The 20,818-nt window shown below is 45.6% G+C and carries 13 protein-coding genes; 10 read left to right on the forward strand and 3 right to left on the reverse strand.

The window, feature by feature from the left end:
- The 9 genes from nuoG (at position 1) to proB (ending at position 11,065) form a co-directional block, all read left to right on the forward strand.
- Positions 1-2,253 carry an NADH-quinone oxidoreductase subunit NuoG gene (nuoG, locus tag ABU615_RS07190; RefSeq protein ID WP_370388750.1) on the forward strand — a complete coding sequence of 751 codons (2,253 nt, stop codon included), beginning with the start codon at positions 1-3 and terminating at the stop codon, positions 2,251-2,253.
- Positions 2,254-2,255: 2 nt separating this feature from the next.
- Entirely contained in the window at positions 2,256-3,305 is a 1,050-nt protein-coding gene (nuoH, locus tag ABU615_RS07195) for an NADH-quinone oxidoreductase subunit NuoH (protein ID WP_100151423.1), read from the forward strand.
- Between the two features lie 19 nt (positions 3,306-3,324).
- A complete protein-coding gene (nuoI, locus tag ABU615_RS07200) occupies positions 3,325-3,804 on the forward strand; it encodes an NADH-quinone oxidoreductase subunit NuoI (protein ID WP_100141441.1) in 480 nt (159 codons plus the stop codon).
- 9 nt (positions 3,805-3,813) lie between these two features.
- Complete coding sequence (locus ABU615_RS07205) at positions 3,814-4,467, forward strand: NADH-quinone oxidoreductase subunit J (protein WP_267404468.1); 654 nt, start codon at positions 3,814-3,816, stop codon at positions 4,465-4,467.
- Entirely contained in the window at positions 4,464-4,769 is a 306-nt protein-coding gene (gene nuoK, locus ABU615_RS07210; RefSeq protein ID WP_100141439.1) for an NADH-quinone oxidoreductase subunit NuoK, read from the forward strand. The genes ABU615_RS07205 and nuoK overlap by 4 nt, the downstream gene beginning before the upstream one ends.
- A gap of 25 nt (positions 4,770-4,794) precedes the next feature.
- Positions 4,795-6,819 carry an NADH-quinone oxidoreductase subunit L gene (nuoL, locus tag ABU615_RS07215; RefSeq protein ID WP_370388751.1) on the forward strand — a complete coding sequence of 675 codons (2,025 nt, stop codon included), beginning with the start codon at positions 4,795-4,797 and terminating at the stop codon, positions 6,817-6,819.
- A 37-nt stretch (positions 6,820-6,856) separates the two neighbouring features.
- A complete protein-coding gene (locus ABU615_RS07220; RefSeq protein WP_100156496.1) occupies positions 6,857-8,350 on the forward strand; it encodes an NADH-quinone oxidoreductase subunit M in 1,494 nt (497 codons plus the stop codon).
- Positions 8,351-8,360: 10 nt separating this feature from the next.
- Positions 8,361-9,803 carry an NADH-quinone oxidoreductase subunit NuoN gene (gene nuoN / locus ABU615_RS07225; RefSeq protein ID WP_267404465.1) on the forward strand — a complete coding sequence of 481 codons (1,443 nt, stop codon included), beginning with the start codon at positions 8,361-8,363 and terminating at the stop codon, positions 9,801-9,803.
- A gap of 128 nt (positions 9,804-9,931) precedes the next feature.
- Positions 9,932-11,065, forward strand: a complete 1,134-nt coding sequence (gene proB, locus ABU615_RS07230; RefSeq protein WP_370388752.1) for a glutamate 5-kinase — start codon at positions 9,932-9,934, stop codon at positions 11,063-11,065.
- A gap of 354 nt (positions 11,066-11,419) precedes the next feature.
- Here the strand turns inward: proB and ABU615_RS07235 are convergent, their stop codons facing one another.
- Positions 11,420-12,958 (reverse strand): YadA-like family protein, encoded by a 1,539-nt coding sequence (locus ABU615_RS07235; RefSeq protein ID WP_370388753.1) that lies wholly within the window; start codon positions 12,956-12,958, stop codon positions 11,420-11,422.
- Here ABU615_RS07235 and ABU615_RS07240 point away from each other — a divergent pair.
- Positions 12,957-13,256 carry a hypothetical protein gene (locus ABU615_RS07240; RefSeq protein WP_370388754.1) on the forward strand — a complete coding sequence of 100 codons (300 nt, stop codon included), beginning with the start codon at positions 12,957-12,959 and terminating at the stop codon, positions 13,254-13,256. The two genes, ABU615_RS07235 and ABU615_RS07240, sit on opposite strands and share 2 nt — an antisense overlap.
- A gap of 207 nt (positions 13,257-13,463) precedes the next feature.
- Here the strand turns inward: ABU615_RS07240 and ABU615_RS07245 are convergent, their stop codons facing one another.
- Together ABU615_RS07245 and ABU615_RS07250 are read right to left on the reverse strand one after the other, a co-directional pair.
- Positions 13,464-16,778 carry an autotransporter outer membrane beta-barrel domain-containing protein gene (locus ABU615_RS07245; RefSeq protein ID WP_370388755.1) on the reverse strand — a complete coding sequence of 1,105 codons (3,315 nt, stop codon included), beginning with the start codon at positions 16,776-16,778 and terminating at the stop codon, positions 13,464-13,466.
- 309 nt (positions 16,779-17,087) lie between these two features.
- Positions 17,088-20,717 (reverse strand): autotransporter outer membrane beta-barrel domain-containing protein, encoded by a 3,630-nt coding sequence (locus tag ABU615_RS07250; RefSeq protein WP_370388756.1) that lies wholly within the window; start codon positions 20,715-20,717, stop codon positions 17,088-17,090.
- Between the last annotated feature and the right edge of the window lie 101 nt (positions 20,718-20,818).

The following is a 20,818-nucleotide window of genomic DNA, read 5'->3' on the forward strand; positions in this document are numbered from 1 at the left end:
ATGTTACAAATTCAAATTGACGGTAAACAACTTTCTGTCGAGCAGGGTAGTACGGTGATAGAAGCCGCCCGTCAGGCCGGTACGTTCATTCCGCACTTTTGCTATCACAAAAAATTGTCCATCGCCGCCAACTGCCGAATGTGTCTGGTTGAGGTGGAAAAGTCACGCAAACCGTTGCCTGCCTGTGCCACACCGGTAACCGATGGTATGGTGGTGAAAACCGATTCTAAATTGACGAAAGATGCCCAAAAAGGGGTAATGGAGTTTCTGCTGATTAATCACCCGCTGGATTGCCCGATTTGTGATCAGGGTGGTGAGTGCTTGCTGCAGGATTTATCCATGGGCTATGGCAAAGGCGCCAGTCGTTACAGCGAAGCCAAACATGCTGTTGCCGGTAAAGAGATGGGGCCGTTGGTGTCGGCTGCCGAAATGAGCCGCTGCATTCATTGTACCCGCTGCATTCGTTTTACTGAAGAAATCGCCGGTAAACAGGAGCTGGCGATGAAAAATCGTGGTGAACATTCTGAAATTGCTCCCTTTAATGGCAAAACACTGGAAACCGAACTGTCTGGCAACGTCATTGACTTATGTCCAGTTGGTGCTTTAACCAGCAAACCATTCCGTTTTGACAGCCGTTCATGGGAGCTGAGCCGACGGAAATCCATTTCTGCCCATGATGCGCTGGGCAGTAATCTGATTGTGCAGACCAAAGACCATACAGTGCGCCGTGTATTGCCACTGGAAAACGAAGCCATTAATGAATGCTGGCTCAGTGACCGCGACCGCTTTGCTTATGCAGGACTGTATCAGGAACGCTTAACCCAACCGCAAATCAAACAGGATAACCAGTGGCATACCGTCGACTGGCAAACTGCACTCGATTATGTGGCCAAGGGCTTACATGGTGTCAGCCACGATTTTGGCAGCGAAGCAATTGGCATGTGGGTCAATCCTGCCAATACTGTGGAAGAAATGCATTTGGCCGGCAAACTGGCTCAAGGACTGGGCATCAACGCTGTTGACAGTCGTCTACGAGCGCTGGATGGGCGACTGGGCGCAGCTGCAAAAGGGGCGCAGTGGCTGGGACAGAACATTGAGCAGCTCGCGGCCAATGAAGTAATTCTGATTGTTGGTGCCCGATTGCGTCAGGAGCAGCCATTGCTCACCGCTCGCATCCGGCAAGCCACCAAAAACGGCACACAGGTGGCAGTACTGGCTGCAGCCCAGGAAGAACTATTCATGCCTTTACTGGCTCAAGTCAGCCTGCATCCTTATCAGTGGATAGACTGGTTAAGCAATGCACTAAACAGTGAAGTAGGGCAGGCGTTATTAAAAGCGGAGAAAACCAGCATTATTCTGGGCGCTGATGTCCTTAATCATTCAGATGCCGCTGCCGTTTATGCTGCAGCACAGGATCTGGCAGAAGCAACTGGCAGTATTCTTGGTGTTTTGCCGCAAGCAGCGAACAGTATTGGTGCTGAAATAGTGGGCGTGGCGGCTAAAACGGCCGAACAAAGTATTGCCGCGCAAATTACTCAGCCGAAACAGGCCGTGATGCTGCTGAATGTGGAACCCGATATGGATGTGGCCAATGGTGCTGCCGCTATTGCTGCGCTGAAGCAAGCACAGACAGTCATGGCATTCACCGCATATGATAGTGCCGTATTGCGCGAAGTGGCCGATGTGATGCTGCCGATCACCCCATTTACCGAAACTTCTGGCAGCTTTATCAATATGGAAGGCCGGCTGCAATCGTTCCATGGTGTGGTACAGGCGTATGGAGAAGCCAGACCATTATGGAAAGTACTGCGGGTACTTGGCAACGTCCTTGAACTGCAGGGTTTTGAGTATGAAAACACGCAGCAGATTCTGGCTGATGCACTGGACAAAGACCAGTTATCTGCTTTGCTGAATAATCAGATTCAGCCGGTTGCCACTAGCAATCCTGCTATCAGTCTGGTACGAGTAGGTGGTGTCAGCCTGTATGCCACCGATGGCATCGTGCGCCGTTCAGCTCCTTTGCAGAACACAGTACATGCTGCCGTTCCTGCTGCGCGAGCACACAGCCATACGCTTAGTGCACTGGGGCTGACAAATGGCGATACGGCATGGGCGAAACAGAACAATGATGCGGTAGCGGTCAGCGTAGCCGCGGACGATACCCTGCCTGAAAACGTACTGCTGCTGCCATTGCATCAGAGTAACTGGCAGCTGGGTGCTTTATTGACCACTGTGGAATTGAGTAAAGGATAATCATGCAAGCGTGGTTTCAACAATTATTAGGCAACGACTTCGGTTTACTGGTGTCTGTAATCGTCAAGATTGTCATCATCATGTTGCCGCTGATTATCACCGTTGCCTACCTGACTTATTTTGAACGTAAAGTCATCGGTTACATGCAGTTGCGCGTCGGTCCGAATGTGACCGGACCTTATGGTTTAATCCAGCCTTTTGCCGATGTATTAAAACTCTTATTTAAAGAAGTGACCCGCCCGTCACAGGCCAATAAAGCTTTGTTTTATATCGGCCCGATGATGTCGCTGATGCCGGCTTTTGCCGCTTGGGCAGTGATTCCGTTTAGTGAAACTTGGTTTCTGACCCGCATCAATGCCGGTCTGCTCTATATTCTGATGATTACGTCATTGTCGGTATATGGTGTCATCATTGCGGGCTGGGCATCCAACTCCAAATATGCCTTTCTTGGCGCCATGCGTGCTTCTGCTCAGACCATTTCCTATGAAATAGCCATGGGATTTGCCCTGATTGGGGTGATTATGGTATCCGGCAGTATGGATTTTCACGATATCGTCATGGCGCAAGCCAAAGGTATAGCTGGTGGTTCCATTTTCTCGTGGAACTGGCTGCCACTATTTCCGTTATTTGTGGTGTATCTGATTTCGGCCGTGGCCGAAACCAACCGCGCCCCGTTTGACGTGGCCGAAGGTGAATCAGAAATTGTTGCCGGTTTCCATGTTGAATATTCCGGTTTTGCTTTCGCCTTATTCTTTCTGGCGGAATATATTTTTATGATTCTGGTGGCCGCGTTAACAGCTTTGTTGTTCTTTGGCGGCTGGTTATCACCCTTTCCGCAAAGTTGGGGCTTCATTGGTACTCCGAGTGTATTGTGGATGTTCCTGAAAATGGCACTGGTGCTGTATTTCTATCTGTGGATACGGGCAACGTTTCCGCGTTACCGCTATGACCAGATTATGCGTCTGGGCTGGAAAGTATTGATTCCGGTCACCATTGTCGCCGTGATTGTTTTAGGATTGTGGATGATTTCACCCCTGTCTTTATGGCGTTAAACAGGGAGAGGCACTGAATATGGCAAATATAATTAAAACTTTTCTGATGACCGAGTTGCTTGCGGGCATGAAAGTGACGTTAAAAAACTTTTTTGCACGTAAAGAAACCATTTATTTTCCGGAAGAAAAAACTCCGCAATCAGTCCGTTTTCGTGGGCTGCATGCACAGCGACGCTATCCCAACGGCGAAGAACGCTGCATTGCCTGCAAACTCTGCGAAGCAGTGTGTCCGGCTATGGCAATTAATATCGAGTCAGAAAAACGTGAGGATGGTACACGCCGTACCACCCGCTACGATATCGATCTGACTAAATGCATCTTCTGCGGTTTCTGTGAGGAAGCCTGTCCGGTAGACGCCATTGTCGAAACCCGTATTTTCGAATATCACGGCGAAAAACGCGGTGACTTATATTTCACTAAACCCATGTTGCTGGCCATTGGCGATCGCTATGAAGAAGACATCGCCAAATGCAAAGCTGCTGATGCACCCTATCGTTAAGAGGTGATCATGAATTTACCCTTAATTCTGTTTTATGTCTTTGCAGCGGTTATACTGCTGGGTGCTATTAATACTGTAATTGCTAAAAATCCAGTACATGCAGTGCTGTTTCTGGTGCTGACTTTCTGTGCCAGTGCCATGATGTGGATTCTGATGCAGGCTGAGTTCCTCGGCATCGTGCTGGTGGTGGTGTATGTTGGTGCAGTGATGGTGCTGTTCCTGTTTGTCATCATGATGCTCAACATCGATATCGAACAGATGCGCGCTGGCTTCTGGCGCCATGCACCGATTGCTGCGCTAGTTGGAATACTGACCGCCGCCTTACTCATTGTGATTTTGGTGAATCCACAACTTGATCTGGCACATCTCGGTAGCGACAATCCACTGCCTGCTGACTACAGTAATGTACGCGATCTGGGTATGCAGATTTACACCACTTATCTGCTGCCGTTTGAACTAGCAGCCATATTGCTGGTATTGGGTATGGTGGCTGCTATTGCTTTGGTGCACCGGCAAACCCACAACCCACGTCGTACCAATCCGGCCGAGCAGGTTAAGGTACAGGCCAAAGACCGCTTCCGTATGGTGAAAATGCAGCCTGAAGTTGCTGCATCAGCTGACGATAACAAAGAAGAAGCATCAGAAGGGGAGCAGAAAGCATGATTACCTTAACTCATTATTTGGTACTCAGCGCCATCTTATTTGCCATCTCGGCCATGGGCATTTTCATGAACCGCAAAAATGTGTTGGTTCTTCTGATGTCCATCGAACTGATGCTGCTAGCGGTGAATTTTAACTTTGTCGCATTTTCCCGTTATCTCGGTGATAGCGCCGGACAGATTTTCGTGTTTTTTATTCTGACTGTTGCTGCGGCTGAATCCGCTATCGGGCTGGCGATTATGGTGCTGATTTTTCGCAACCGCCAGAGCATTAACGTACAGGATCTGGACAGCCTGAAAGGCTGATGGTTGAGAGGAACGAGAGAAAATTATGAGTGTTTATCTGATTATTGCTTTGGCTCCGCTCATCGGTTCCCTGCTGGCTGGATTGTGCGGTAAGCTGATAGGCCGAAAAGGGGCGCACAGTGTCACCATAGCCGGCGTTGCCTTATCCGCCGTATTATCGGCGTGGGTACTATACGGGTTTATGACAGGCGGCCGTCAGCCATTTGATGAAAACGTCTATACATGGCTGACCATGGGCGGGCTGGATTTCTCGGTGGGTTTTCTGATTGATACCCTCACCGCTACCATGCTGGTCATCGTAACCAGTGTCTCCTTGATGGTGCATATTTATACCATCGGCTACATGAGTGACGACAATGGTTACCAGCGTTTCTTCAGCTATATTTCCCTGTTTACTTTTTCCATGCTGATGCTGGTGATGAGTAATAATTTCATCCAGTTGTTTTTTGGCTGGGAAGCCGTAGGTCTGGTGTCTTATCTGCTGATTGGTTTTTACTACAAACGCGATAGTGCCATCTTTGCCAATTTGAAAGCCTTTCTGGTCAACCGTGTTGGTGACTTTGGTTTTGTGCTGGGTATTGGCCTGATTCTGGCATATTTTGGCGGCAGTTTGCGCTATGCCGACGTATTCCAGCACATCGATCAAGTCAAAAACGCCACCATTGAACTGATTCCCGGCCATCCGTGGTCTCTGATTACCGTAACCTGTATTCTGCTGTTTGTCGGCGCCATGGGTAAATCAGCACAGTTTCCATTGCATGTTTGGTTGCCGGACTCAATGGAAGGCCCGACACCGATATCTGCTTTGATTCATGCCGCTACTATGGTGACTGCTGGTATTTTCATGGTGTCGCGCATGTCACCATTGTATGAATTGTCTGATACAGCACTTGGTGTCATCATGGTTTCCGGTACTATAACCGCACTGTTTATGGGCTTTTTAGGCATGATTCAACACGACATCAAGCGTGTGATTGCTTATTCCACCCTGTCGCAGTTAGGCTATATGACCGTAGCACTGGGTGCCTCTGCCTACAATATTGCTGTCTTCCATGTGATGACACATGCTTTCTTTAAAGCACTGTTATTTCTGGCAGCCGGTAGTGTGATTATGGGTATGCATCATGATCAAGATATGCGCCACATGGGTGGACTGCGTAAATACATGCCAGTAACGTGGATTTGCATGTTGATTGGTTCTTTGTCTCTGATTGGTACACCATTCTTCTCCGGTTTCTATTCCAAAGATTCCATCATCGATGCTGTTAAAGCTTCAACACTGCCTTTCAGCAGCTTCGCTTATGTGGCACTGGTAGCCAGTGTATTTGTAACTGCTTTCTATTCCTTCCGCCTGTATTTTCTGGTGTTCCACGGTGAAGAAAAATGGCGCCAGAGCGGGCAGGGCGAACATCATCATGGCGAGGAACACCATGGTCTGCGTCCGCAGGATAATCCACATGAAAGCCCGCTGGTGGTGACTATTCCGCTGATTTTACTGGCTATTCCATCAGTGTTTGTCGGTATGTGGGCAATCAAACCCATGCTCTTCAGCGATTTTTATCATAATGTAATTTTCATCAACAGCGCCGCCCACCCTGCATTGGCCACCGTTGCAGAAGAATATCACGGTATTTTTGCCATGGCTCTGCACAGTCTGACTACACCAGTGTTATGGCTGGTCATTGCCGGCGTAGTTCTGGCATGGTTTTTCTACATGAAAAAACCACAGATTCCGGCGCGGATTGTGTCTTCCATCCGTCCGATATATACCTTGCTGGACAACAAATACTATCTGGATGCACTTTACTACAACGTTTTTGCCAAAGGCAGCCGACTGCTGGGAACGCTGTTCTGGAAAGTAGGTGATGTGCTCATCATTGATAAATTAATTGTTAACGGTGCTGCGCGCGTTGTGGCCACAGTGGCTGCACTGGTGCGACGGATTCAAACCGGCTACCTCTATACTTATGCAACTGCTATGGTGCTGGGCGTGTTTGTGCTGGTGGCATGGACATTCTGGCCGTTGCTGAAAACCATGTTCGGCGGTTAATTCAAGGCATTCAATTTAGTATTTTTAGGCTATAAATATGTACGATTACTTACTCAGTTTGGCGATTTGGCTGCCCGTGTTGGCCGGTATCGTTGTGCTGGCCACCGGCTCAGACAAGCACGCTGGGATAGCCAGAGTGCTGGCCTTAATAGGTGCGCTGCTATCCTTTCTCATCACCATACCGCTGTTTTGCAAATTTGATCGCTTGAATGGTGGCTTTCAATTTACAGAATTTCATGTCTGGATAGACAGCCTCAACATCAACTATGCCTTGGGCGTGGATGGTCTGTCTGTGCTGTTTGTGATTCTGAATAGCTTCACTACCTTACTGGTGGTGCTCGCTGGCTGGCAGGTGATTCAGAAACGACCGGCACAGTATATGGCCGCGTTTTTAATTATGTCTGGTTTGATCAATGGTGCTTTTGCAGCCATGGATGCCATTCTGTTTTATGTGTTCTTCGAAGGCATGCTGATACCGATGTATCTGATTATCGGTATCTGGGGAGGTCCGCGACGTGTCTACGCCTCCATCAAATTCTTCCTCTATACCCTGATGGGTTCATTGCTGATGCTGGTGGGTTTTGTTTACCTGTCTAATCAGACTGGCGGCTTTGCTATCGAAACATGGCACAACATTAAACATTTGGCCATGACTGCACAGGTGCTGCTGTTTATCGGTTTTTTCCTGTCTTTTGCAGTAAAAGTACCTATGTGGCCGGTACATACATGGTTGCCTGATGCCCACGTGGAAGCACCAACTGGTGGTTCCATGGTACTGGCGGCTATTACCCTGAAAATTGGTGGATATGGTTTTCTGCGTTTTATGCTGCCGATTCTGCCGGATGCGGCACGCTATTTTGCTCCAGCGATTATTGTGCTGAGTTTGGTTGCCGTGATTTATATCGGTATGGTGGCACTGGTACAAACCGATATGAAAAAACTGGTGGCATATTCTTCCATTAGCCACATGGGGTTTGTGACCTTAGGCTTTTTCCTGTTTACTGGCGGTTACCTGAATGACTGGGCGTTTAAAGGTGCCATCATGCAGATGCTGTCGCATGGGTTTGTTTCAGCAGCCATGTTTATGAGCATTGGCGTGATGTATGACCGCATGCATACTCGTGAGATCTCAGCTTACGGTGGCGTGGTTAACAGTATGCCGATATTTGCCTCATTCATGCTGCTGTTTGCCATGGCAAATGCTGGTCTACCCGGTACTTCCGGTTTTGTGGGTGAATTCATGGTGATTGTCGGTGCGGTAAAAACCAATTTCTGGATTGGCGCGCTAGCGGCACTGACTCTGATTTATGGTGCTGCCTATACTCTGTGGATGTTTAAACGGGTGATTTTTGGTGCTATTAAAAACCCCGAAGTGGCGCAATTAAAAGATGTGAATAAACGCGAACTGCTTATTCTGGTGATTTTGGCCGTAGCGGTACTTGGTTTTGGTTTGTATCCCGAACCCTTTATCGCCGTTGTGCATCAGGCAGCTAATGATTTAATTGTCCAAGCGGCACAAAGCAAACTGTAAGGAAATGTGAATGAACTGGACAGATTTAACAATATTTCCCGCTGTACCGGAACTGGTGCTAACTGGCGTACTGTTTGCCGTATTGCTGGTGGATTTATGGCTGAATGACCGGCAACGCTGGATAACCTGTACCTTATCTGTTATCGGCCTGATTTTGACCGCTGCTGTGCAGTGTCTGGTGTGGAAACAGCAACCTCAATATGCCTTTCACGACATGTTTGTGCTTGATGGCATGGCACAACTGGCCAAATTATGTATGTATGGATTGGTGATAGCCGTTTTTATCTACAGTCAGGCTTATCTTCGTGCCAGAAACATTTATCAGGGTGAATTTTACACTTTGACTTTGTTTGCTCTGTTGGGCATGAACATCATGGTTTCTGCATGCCATTTCTTAACCTTATATGTTGGGTTGGAATTACTGTCACTGGCATTGTATGCGTTGATTGCTCTGCAGCGCGATAGTGGCCGTGCAGCTGAAGCAGCGCTGAAATATTTTGTGCTCGGTGCTCTGGCTTCCGGTTTGCTGTTGTATGGCATTTCTCTGGTATATGGTGCAACAGGTACTCTGCAGTTGCAGCAAGTACTGGCTGCCAGTCAGGAAGGCACCAATCCATGGTTGCTGAAACTAGGTGTAGTATTTATTGTAGCCGGTATCGTATTTAAGCTGGGTGCTGTGCCTTTCCATATGTGGGTACCCGATGTGTATCAGGGCGCACCAACTGCTGTAACTGCTCTGGTTGGTACGGCGCCAAAAATCGCTGCCACGGTGTTTGCTTTCCGTATTCTGGTGTATGGTCTGCTGACGCAATGGGAAAGCTGGCGCGATTTGTTGCTGTTATTGGGGATTGCTTCTTTGTTTATTGGTAATCTTGCTGCCATTATGCAAACCAGTATCAAGCGTATGCTCGGTTTCTCAACCGTTGCACATATGGGTTTTATCCTGCTGGCGCTGTTGGCTGGTGAAGTTGGCTGTACTGCCGCCATTTACTATGCCATCACCTACGCTTTAATGGCTTCTGTGGCCTTTGCCATTTTGATGTTGTTATCTAACAAAGATATTGAATGCCAGAATATCAGTGATCTTGCCGGTCTGAATCAGAAAAATGCTTGGTATGCATTCCTAATGTTGCTGGCTATGTTCTCTATGGCTGGTATTCCACCCTTAATGGGCTTCTATGCCAAACTGGCAGTCATCAAAGCATTGCTTTCTAGTGGCTATGTGTGGGTTTCTGTGTATGCAGTGGTGATGTCATTAATTGGCGCGTTCTACTATCTGCGTGTGGTGAAAACCATGTATTTCGATACTGCGGATTCTGTGGCTGCACCTGTATTTAATATGTCCCTGCTGGGTAAAGTGGTGTTATCCATCAACGGTTTGCTTTTGTTGCTATGGGGTGTAGTGCCGGATGGCGTGATGGCATGGTGTGTACAGGCTTTGATGCATAGCTAAGGTCTTTTATCTATTTGACAGCAGCCTTTATGGCTGCTGTTTTTGCTGTTGGATGAGCATTTATTAAAGTAGATAAGAGCAGGTAAAATGGTTCATTCAAATATGAAAATAATAATGGCATGGTCAGTATGAATCTTTCAGGTTTTGATATTCGCCAGACACAATGTGTGGTGGTAAAAGTAGGCTCCAGTCTGGTAACTAACGGTGGACAGGGTGTAGACCAGACGATGTTGAATAACTGGGCACAGCAAATTGCGCACTTGCGTGCGCGTGGCATGCAGGTAGTGCTGGTTTCCAGTGGGGCCATTGCTGAAGGTATGAAGCGTCTGGGCTGGACAGTACGACCTAAAGCACTCAACGAACTACAGGCTGCGGCTGCAGTGGGGCAGATGGGACTGGCTCAAGCCTATGAAGAGGCATTTGTGTCACTGCAGATTCAGACCGCTCAGATATTGTTGACGCATGATGATATGAGTCACCGTACTCGCTATCTGAATGCCCGCAGTACCATCCGTACCCTACTGGAGCAAGGGGTGGTACCAATTATTAATGAAAACGATTCTGTCACCATAGATGAAATTAAGCTCGGGGATAATGATACGCTCGGGGCGCTGGTGACCAATCTGATTGAAGCAGACATACTGATTATTCTGACTGATCAGAATGGTTTGTATGACCGCGACCCACGCCAGCATACCGATGCCAATTTTATCCATCAAATTGCTGCTGACCATCCTGAGCTGGAAAGTATGGCCGGTGGTGCTGGCAGCAGTGTGGGAACCGGCGGCATGTTTACCAAGGTAGTGGCAGCCAGACGTGCTGCTCTGAGTGGTGCGGCCACCCTGATAGCAAATGGACATGCGGACAATGTATTAGTGCGGGTAGTGGATGGAGAACAGATAGGTACTTTGTTTACGCCAGCTGCAAATCGTCTAAGTGCACGTCAGCAATGGCTGTTGGGGCAGGTGCAGCTAGCAGGAAGTGTTGTGGTAGATGATGGCGCAGTCAAGGCGTTGACAGTACAGCATTCTAGTTTGTTACCCATCGGCTGTATGGCGGTAAATGGCCATTTTGAACGCGGAGCTTTGGTGGCTGTTTGTAATCAAACAGGCCAAGAAATTGCTCGAGGATTAGTAAATTATAGCGATCATGAAATCAGTCGGTTGTTGCGGCAGCCGTCACAAGCAATTGAGGAAATATTAGGCTATGTGGCGGAAGAAGAATTGATTCATCGCGATAATATGGTGTTAAGACGCAGTTGAAGAGAATAGTTGTTGCTGTCTATATGAAATGGTTCGCTCAAGCAAGCAGTAATATTTAAGTATTTTGGGGTGATGAGATTTTATATTCAAATACCGATGATATTTAGTTGCTAATCACAAAATACTGTTATGAAACATAATGTTATCAGTATTTAAAATAAATCATTACTGAAGTGATTTACGTCTATGCGTTGTTTACCCTGTTTACTCTTTGTTTTTATTTTTAGTATAACTTAATAATATTCAGCCATTTCCTACTTTGTTTTGAGGCGTTTTCATGCTGCGATGGATTTAATTAATAAAAAAAACGGCACCTTGAGTATAAAGTGCCGTCTGCACGATAATTTTTATTCATCAGTGCAGCTTTATAAATACGCCTGCACCTGCTCCAAATTTGCCTTGAGTGTTGCCTGTAGCCGCTGCTTTAAAAACCCAGCTTCCTTTATTGCTGGCCACAGAATAACCGACAGCATAGCCAGATTCACCACGATGTGTGCCGAAGCCCATTGTGAGACCACCATCACCGGCATTCATCGGCTGCGGCAGATTAGCCATAGCGATGGCAGAAGCAATAGCTGCATTTGAGTTATCTTCAATATCATTGATTTTACGATTCAGGTGACTGATATTGTGGCCGATTTTATCGAGTGCATGATTCATCTGACTTACATTAACGGCATCTGTGTCTGCTACGCCGGCTGCAACATTGCTGATTTGTCTCTCGTGGCCGATGCTGCCAATAGAGACACTGTTACTGCGGGTGGCCACTGAACTTTCGCCCAGTGCCACAGAATTTTCTGCTCTGGCCTGTGCATGATTGCCGATTGCTGTGCTGTGGTTGCCAGAGGCTACGGCTCCTGAGCCACCAGCTACAGAACCAGGAGCAGATGGTTGTGGTGCGGTAGTTGTCTCGTTTTGGTTTACCTGAAACATACCCGCGCTGCCATTATTCAGTTTGTTGATATCATTGCTGATGTTAGCTGGATTTTGATTGGATACAGTTGTGACCTGACTAATTTTATGATCAGTATAATCTTTTGCTAAAGACAATATGTGATCAAATTGTCCTGTGTTTATGACGGAGCTAGTTGCTGCTTTAAGCTGAGCAACGGTGGCTGCATCGCTGTCTTGAGCGCCATCGGCTACGTTTTGGATGCGGCGTAGTTGTTCTGGTGTGCCAATGGAGACTACTCCCCTGACTGATGAAAGGGGTTGTTTGGTTAGATATGCATCGCCTGATGCACCACTGGTAACGGAATTTATACCTAAGGCGATGCTGTTTTCTGTTAAGACTCTGGCGTTCATGCCTAGCGCAGTGCCACCTGTTTTGGTTGCAGAGGCACCATTGCCGATGGCTATGGCATTATCTGCTATTGCCTGAGCATTTTTTCCTATTGCCATTGAATCCAATGCTAAGGCTTTAGAAAATGCACCCAGTGCCAAGGTGTAATCTTTTGCGGCTTGTGCTCCGCTACCCATAGCAATGGCGTCCTCACCTGAAGATAGGGTGTTGTCTTCGGACTGAAACTTTACATCTTGATCAATTGTCGAAACATTTTTGATATTGGCTGAACCGATGGCTATGGAGCGAAAGCCGGTTGCTGTTGCGGAATGTCCGATAGCCAATGTTCCTTTATTTGTGGCTGCGGCTACATTTCCAATAGCCTGCGCAAAGTCTGCAATGGCTGCGGCTTGACGACCGATAGCCAGCGATGTATTACCTGATGATAATGCTTCTGGACCTATGGCTGTTGCAGAGCTTGCAGACGCTTTGGCGTGACTTCCCAGTGCTAATGTAAAAGGAGAATAGGCGGATGCGCCAAATCCTATTGCTGCACTGCTTCCATAATCTTTGCCACTGATTTTGTTGTAAGGATTGTTTCTCTCTGCCATGGCCCACCCCTTCACTAATTTAGATTCTTTATCTGAGCCGTTTGCCGCTAAACTTGCGCATCCTATTGCAATGTTGCCTACTTCTGTTGGTATAGTATGGTTTTTGGCAGGGGTGACATTGTTTTCACAAGCATCTATTGCAGCTGCTGTATCTCCGATTGCAGCAAAAATATTATTTGATAGGCATAATAAAGCGGATAGGCTTATTTGTGATATCAATGGGCGCAAAGTGGATTTCGGTTGTGTATTCATGGTGATTTCTCCGGTTTGTATCAATGTTGTAAGTATTAAGCTCTAAAGTTTTATATCGAAATATTTGATTAGAGGTGTTGTGTTTTATTTATTTCGATTGATTAATATAATATTGATTATTTGCAATATTATCGTCCATTAATGTCTGTTTTTCAGATGGAATTTAATTTTTATTTTGGATTCCTTAGACTTATTATGCTGAATGACTATTCAAACAGATTATTCATTATTTATGATAATATCATTATAAATATTACCATTCAGCTTTGAATCCTAAAGACCCGTTAAAAGGGGCTTTTATCTGTGCATCTCCGCCGTTAGATTTTGTATGGCCAAATTCTCCGTAAAGTCTCATTTTATTGGAAATTTCGTAGCTGCCTCCAATCGCCATTTCAGTACTGCTATGCGCCAGACTGGTATTCAATGTGGTTGATGCTGTATGAGTAGTGTAAGTGGTGTAATCGTCGCCATCCGGTGAATAGATAAAATTGATTCGTGCATAGGGATGGAATATGCCTTTATTAAACTGAAAATCACCATGCATGCGGCCACCGATACGAAACAGCCAAACATTATTGCCGTTCTGGCTGACGGTTGTGTTTCCGCTTATCTGGCTGTCATTCAGGTGCAACCACTGGCGTATAATCTGTGTCTGGGGCTCCAGTTTCCATGCGCTGTGGCCGATTGTAAAAGGTTTACCTATTTCAACTGATGCTGTGATGCCATGTCCTTTTTGTTTGCTGGCCTGATTACCAGTAGGCCTGATATCTGCCTGATGCTGTGCGCCCTGTAAAACGATGTCTAGATAGCTGCCAGTATTGCTGGTGTAGGTGCTGTAGGCGCCCAGGAAATAAGATTGAATATCGTTTTTACCTACATTCCCATTTATACCGCTGGCAAAACCGGCTACATTCAGATGACCGTTCAGATACCCGAGGTATCCCCCTGTATGCCAGTGAGGATTGTTCCAAATATCGCTGCCCATTTGTAAACCATTATAGTGACCGCTGGTATGTGGACTGGTGGTTCCATTCTGTCGAATATTAGTACGGCTTGTTATTACTCGTCCCCAGCTTCTGCGTTGTTCTGCTGTTGGTGTGGTGCCTGTACGGCGATGCAGGTTTGCTAACATAAGGCTGTCAGCTTGAAGCAGTTGTGCAGCGGTTGAAGAGTTAAGCGGTGTTTCTTTGCGGTAGGCTGGTTTGGTGATGACTGGTTTGTTATCAGGGTGATTACTTACTATGGTGGTTTTGTCGTCTTGCTTAGGTGTGTCTTTAATGCGTGAGCGCAGATACCAGTTGCTATCTTCTCTGGTCTGATCGCCACTAAATAATCGGTATTCATAGGCACCGGCATCGACATGGCTGCCAGTCAGTGTGAATACGGGCTCATTTTCTGCATCCGTAATGTTGGTGCCGGCTACACTGATAATTTCAATACCTTTGCTGTTACCTGTGTCGGCGCCGAGGCCTTTGATATTGTTAATCCGTATAGTGGTTGTGCCTGAGGCATTGCCGCTGATGGCTAGTTTATCGGTAATACTTTTATCATCATTCAGCTCGGTGTCGAGGATGAGTGTGCCTTTGGCGCCGTTATAGTCACCAGTGATTGTAAGATTATCTCCAGTATGCTTGTTACCTAGGCTGATGATGCCAGCATTGGTAACATTGCCGTTGATGATGATGGAATGAGGTTCAGACAGGCTATGGTCTGAGGATGCTTCTGCGGAAAATCCGTTAAATGTTAGTTTTCCGCTGCGATTGATATTCAGCTGATTGGTTGTTAGGTCGCCAGTAAGATTTAGTGTGCTGTCTGTTTGTGACTGGGATTTCCCTCCGATGTTGATGATGCTCCAGTTACGAAGGGCTGTATCGTTTTCTTTTCCTTCGCTGCTTGAGGAACCAGTAAGCCATCCGTTGATATTCAGTGTATCTATATCTTTCACTCCATTACCGTTTAGCCCATTGGTATCTTTGTTACCCGCATCGAGAACTGTAATAGTGCTGGTGTCGCCCTGATTTATGGTGAAGGTGTCATTGCCGTCGCCAAGTAGTATTTGTCCGCTGACTTTGGCTCCATTATTCAGGATAATATTTGTATTGGTGTTATCGTCTTGTATGGCAATACCTGAATTTGACTTTATTACGGCATTTTTATCTAAAAAGATGTTAGTTGTTGTACTGGGTTTTCCGCTGATATTGATTGCGGATCCTATATCACCTTGAATTTGGCCATTTGCTTTTATTCGGATGTTTCCAAGTCCATTATTGATGATGTTGATACCATTCAGGTCACCAGATATGTTGCCATTAATCTGATCGATATTGATGTCTTTAGCGCTGCCGCTGTTTTGAGCTATGATGGCGTCGTTGCCGCCTTTAACATTGCCAGCAATTTCAATATTAATGTCTCCGGTACCGATATTGACGGTATTGATGCCATTGTTTGCTCCGGTGAGGGTACCGCCTGAATGATTAATATTAATATTTTTTGCAGTACCGATGTTGATGGCGTTAATGCCATCCATCTGATTACCGGTTACATTGCCGTTTGTATTGATAAAAATTGAATTTTTGCCACTATTCATAGCACTGATGGCAGTACTTGCGCTTATATTTTTGGTATTGATTGTTAATTGCTGTGTGTTGTCGCCGTTTGTGGCGTTGATGCCATTTTGCTCAGCTGTGATGTTTCCTGTATTGATGGTGGTAAAACCTGTTCCGTTATTAAATGCATTTATACCTACGCCGGTATTAATGTCTTTGGCTTGAATGAGAATATTTTTTGTATTTTCCTGATTTTCAGCGGTTATACCGATGCTGCTTTGGTCACTAGAATATATGTTGCCACTTTTGATACTGATGGAGCTATTTTTACCTCTGTTTTGTACTGTGACGACATTACTACTTTCACTGGACTGAATATTCTGTGTATCAATGGATATGTCCTGTGCTAATTCGCCTGTTGTGACGGCAATAGCGGTGCCAGTTGCGTTAATGTTTCCTGTTTTGATATGTGTGAAACCATTACCTTCATTATTGACGATTAAGCCATCACCTTGATTGGTAATATTTTGGGTTTTGATATCTATGTTAGTTGCTGTGTCGTAATTGTTTGCTTGTACAGCAGGGCCGCTGTCATACTGACCGATATCCATATCTCTGGATTCGTCAATAATTAACGAGTTAAAGCGGTTGTTGATGACAATTCGTTCCGTGCGTTTTGCCTGATTGTTTTCTGCGTAAGTTGCGCTGCTTACGATTCCACTGAAGGTTTTATTGATTGTTTTCTTTTGATTATCATTGCTATCAGATTCAGAAACGTTGGTATCTGTATTCTGAAGACGAAATGTAAAAGGTAATTGGTTTGCAATGGTTTTTGTTGCGCATGTCATTGTTTCTAATTTTTGAATCTGACAGGCAGCGTAACTGATTTCGGGACAGATCAGTAAAAAGGATAGAATAGTTAATTCAGCGATGGTTTTTTGTCCAAGTGCGGATTTTAGATATGTTGTTATTGTTGAGGAGGGGATCTGATTATTCCAGATGGGATGGTGTTTACTTTTCATTGCTCTGGTTCCCAAATAAAAAGTAATCTATTGTAATTCATTGAATTAACAAAAATATATAATAAAAGTTTAAAACAAACTAATATTACCTAAAAACAACACTTTATCAATGAATGTAAAGAATATTTGTTATATGAATTGGATGATTTTGTCTGTGGAGGATTCTTCACAAGAAGAATAAAAAATAAAAGGATTTATTTATCAGATAATTTTTATTGAAAAATTATTTTAAATTTAATAGAAACCACCTTAATCATTGACTAAGGTGGTTGTTTATATAATGCTAAAAGTACTGCTGGAGCGTTGGGGTTACCAGTCAATTTTTAAGCCGGCTGAAGCATTGACGGGTACTTTTACTTTGGCATTACCTCCATTTGACCAAGTATGGCCGATTTCTCCATAAATTTTTACAGTATTGTTGATGTCATACGTGCCACCCAAGGCGAGCTCTGTACTCCGATGTGAGGCACCGGCATTAAGTGTGGTTGTTGTGGATATGGTTCGGTAGCTGGTCTTGTCTGAGCCATCAGGTGAGTAGTAGAAATTAACCCGTGCATATGGATGTATTAAGCCTTTATTGAGCTGATATGTTGCTGCTAAACGTCCACCAAGACGGAATAACCACGCATTATTATGCTCCTGACTTACTGAAGTGTGACCACTGATATTGCTATCATTTAGATCCAGCCACTGATGAATAATCTGTGCTTGCGGCTCAATTTTCCAGTTGCTGTTGGCCAGTGTAAATGGTTTGCCTATTTCTATTGAAGCGGTGATTCCGTGTCCTTTCTGTTTACTAATAGGATTGTAATCCGGTTTGATGTCTGCACGATGACGTGCTGCCTGTAATACAAAATCAGCGTAAGCTCCGTCGGTACGGGTATAGTTGCTATAAGCACCGATAAAATAGGATTTGGTGGTGTTTTTGCCTACTTTGTCATCTACGCCGCTGGCAAAGCCATCTATATCCAGATTGCCATGTAGATAGCCTATATAGCCACCGATACGCCAGCCATTGCCTGTCCAGACATCACTGCCAAGTTGTAAACCAGCATAATTGCCGGTACTGCGGCCTTCGGCCGGACCGTTTTGCTGAATGTCAGTACGGTTTGCAAGAACTCTACCCCAGCTCATGCGTTCTTCAGGTATGGGTGTGGCACCAATACGCTGATGCATATTAGCCAGCATTAGGTTATCTGCTTGTCGTAACTGTGTAGCAACTGTAGCCAGTAATGGCACTTCTTTGCGATACAGTGGTTTGAGTTTAGATGGTTTAACGGTTGTGCCGTTACCAGTGCCACCACCAGTATCGCCACCACCAGTACCGCCACCACCAGTACCGCCACCACCAGTATCGCCACCACCAGTATCGCCACCACCAGTACCGCCACCACCAGTACCGCCACCACCAGTACCGCCACCACCAGTACCACCACCGCCAGTACCGCCATCTCCAGTGCCACCACCGCCAGTACCGCCACCGCCAGTACCGCCACCACCAGTGCCGCCACCATCTGGAGGATTGGTTTGTTTTTGCGAACGCAAATACCAGTTGTTTCCGTTTTGTTGTAAATCGCCTTTGAATAAATGGTATTCATAAGCTCCTGCACTCAGGCGATTACCGTTCAGTGCAAAAGCGTCTTGTGTGCTGTTTCCTTTTACTTCGACAACTTCAATACCATTGGTGTTGCCGGTATCTCCACCCAATCCTTCGACTTTGTCAAATCTGATGGTGGTGTTACCTGAGGCATTGCCCTGAATGATGAGTTTGTCGGCAGTATTGTCTGGAGTATTGCTATCTCTTTGGGCAGAATTAAGTTTTAGATCGAGAATAAGTTTGCCGTTATTACCCTGATAGTTTCCGCCAATAGTGAGATTGTCTCCGGTGTAGGTGCTGTTCAGGTTGATGTAGCCTGAATTTAATACATCACCTTCAATGCGTGCTTGTTTAAGGTCAGGAATGAGTCTGATGGTTGTGCCGTCACCGATATTGAGCTGATTTGTGTTCAAATCACCACTTAGATTGAGTGTACTATTCTGTGCCAGATTGATTTTCTCCCAGTTTCGAATGGCAATATTCCCGGCTACACCATTATTGGTGCCTGTTGTTGAACCGGTTAATGTCTGATTAATATTTAATGTATCAATCATGCCATCATTGCTGCTGGTATCATCGCCACCATCCATAACCGTTATTTCACTGATGTTGGTGCCACGGTTTACGTTGAGGATATCACTGCCATTACCCAATTCGATTCGGCCACTGACAGTAGAACCACTTTTTAGTGTCACAATGGCATTACCTTCCTCATCGCTGATTGCTAGCCCAGATGTAGCGGAAACGCGGCTACCAGTATTAAGCGTGATAGTAGTGGTACTACCGGCTTTGTCATGGCTGATAATACCTGCGCCGGAGCCACCGGTTATCTGGTTTGCCAAGGTGATTAAGGTATTGCCGGTACCAGAATTGCGCGCTTCGATGCCACTGATACCTCCGGTGATTTTGCCACCTGACTGTATAATATTGATATCGGTGGTTTTATTGCCATTCTCAGCCCAGATACCGTAGCCTTTCGTAGCGGTCACTTCTCCCTGTGAAATAATATCTGTGGCATTGCTACCATTGTTTATGGCGTAAATACCGTTATTTCCGGCATGAATAAGTTGAGATTCGATGCGTAATCCAGTGGTTTGATTGTTGTTTTCAATCCGGATGCCGGTATTATCGGTTGCTGTGATGGTTGCACTGTTCTTGATAACTGTTGAACCGCTACCATTGTTGCTTGCATAAATGCCGTTGTCAGAGCCAGAAACGACATTGGTGCTGATGGTTAGGTCTCGTGTGTTACTGCCATTATTAACAAAGATACCATTACCGGAAGTGGATTTGACGGTTGCACTGGACGTAATTTCGGTGGAATCGTTTCCAGAATTGATGGCATAGATGCCGTTGCTGGTGCCCTGTACATTTTTACTGTTGAGGGTTAATTTCTGGCCGTTGTGGTTGATATGTACACCATCACCATTTTGGGATTCTACGTCTCCAATAGTGGTTATTGATGTAATGCCGTTGCCGTTGTTTTCAGCATAGATACCGTTGCTGTATCCATGAACAGTAGAATTTGTGTATGTTGTCAGATTTTTTGCTGTGGCTGAATTGTGTGCATAGATGCCATCTGTTGTTTCAGACACAACACCCTGACTAACGGTAATGGTTGTTGAACCTGTACCATTATTTGCTACGTAAATTCCTTTGCCATGTCCAGTTACGGCTCCGGCAGTAATTTGCACATCGGTGGCGGTCGGATCATTGACTGCGTAGATGGCATCATCGTTATCAGAGGTTATGGTATTGCCGGAGTTGATGATAGTTGCACCAGTGCCTCTGTTGTTAATACTAATGCCTTTCAATTGCCGGCTATGGATGGATGCTGTGGAAAGATGTACATCGGTACCGTTATGTTCTATATAAATGCCTCTTACATCGGAACCGGACATGTCCTGTGTGGTTGTCAGGGTGAAGGCGGCACCTGTGCTATCGTTTCTGGCATCGATATTAGTGATATTTTTATTATTTGCATTGACGGTTAAATCACCGGCGCCGGTCTGATTGCGTATGGTTAGGGTTTGGTTCAGTTCATCATTAGAAGTATTGATGGTTTGGCTGGCTGGATCGCGATTTTCAATCAGATTATTGGTAATAGTTGTGTCCGCAAAGGCGGTGTTATGCGAAAGGCTTTGCTGTGAAATCGTACATGCTTTGTGGTCAGGAGAAGTAATAAGGCACTGAGCATGAGCTATAGTGGGTGCGGCCAAAGTAATACCTAAGATGCTTAGTAGTTTGACTGTAGCTGTTTTGCCTCCTTTGTGGGCTAATTCTGAGGTAACTATATATGCCTGTACTTGCGCACTCCAGATAAGCTTGTAGATTTTATTCATTTTGATTAACTTTAATCAGGTTAATAATAATTTCGTATTAACGACATATATCTTAAGAACTGGCTTTAAAATGAATAAGATATAGTTCGGATTTCATTCGA

The sequence above is a fragment of the Snodgrassella alvi genome (genome assembly GCF_040741455.2).
GTDB lineage: Bacteria > Pseudomonadota > Gammaproteobacteria > Burkholderiales > Neisseriaceae > Snodgrassella > Snodgrassella alvi_E.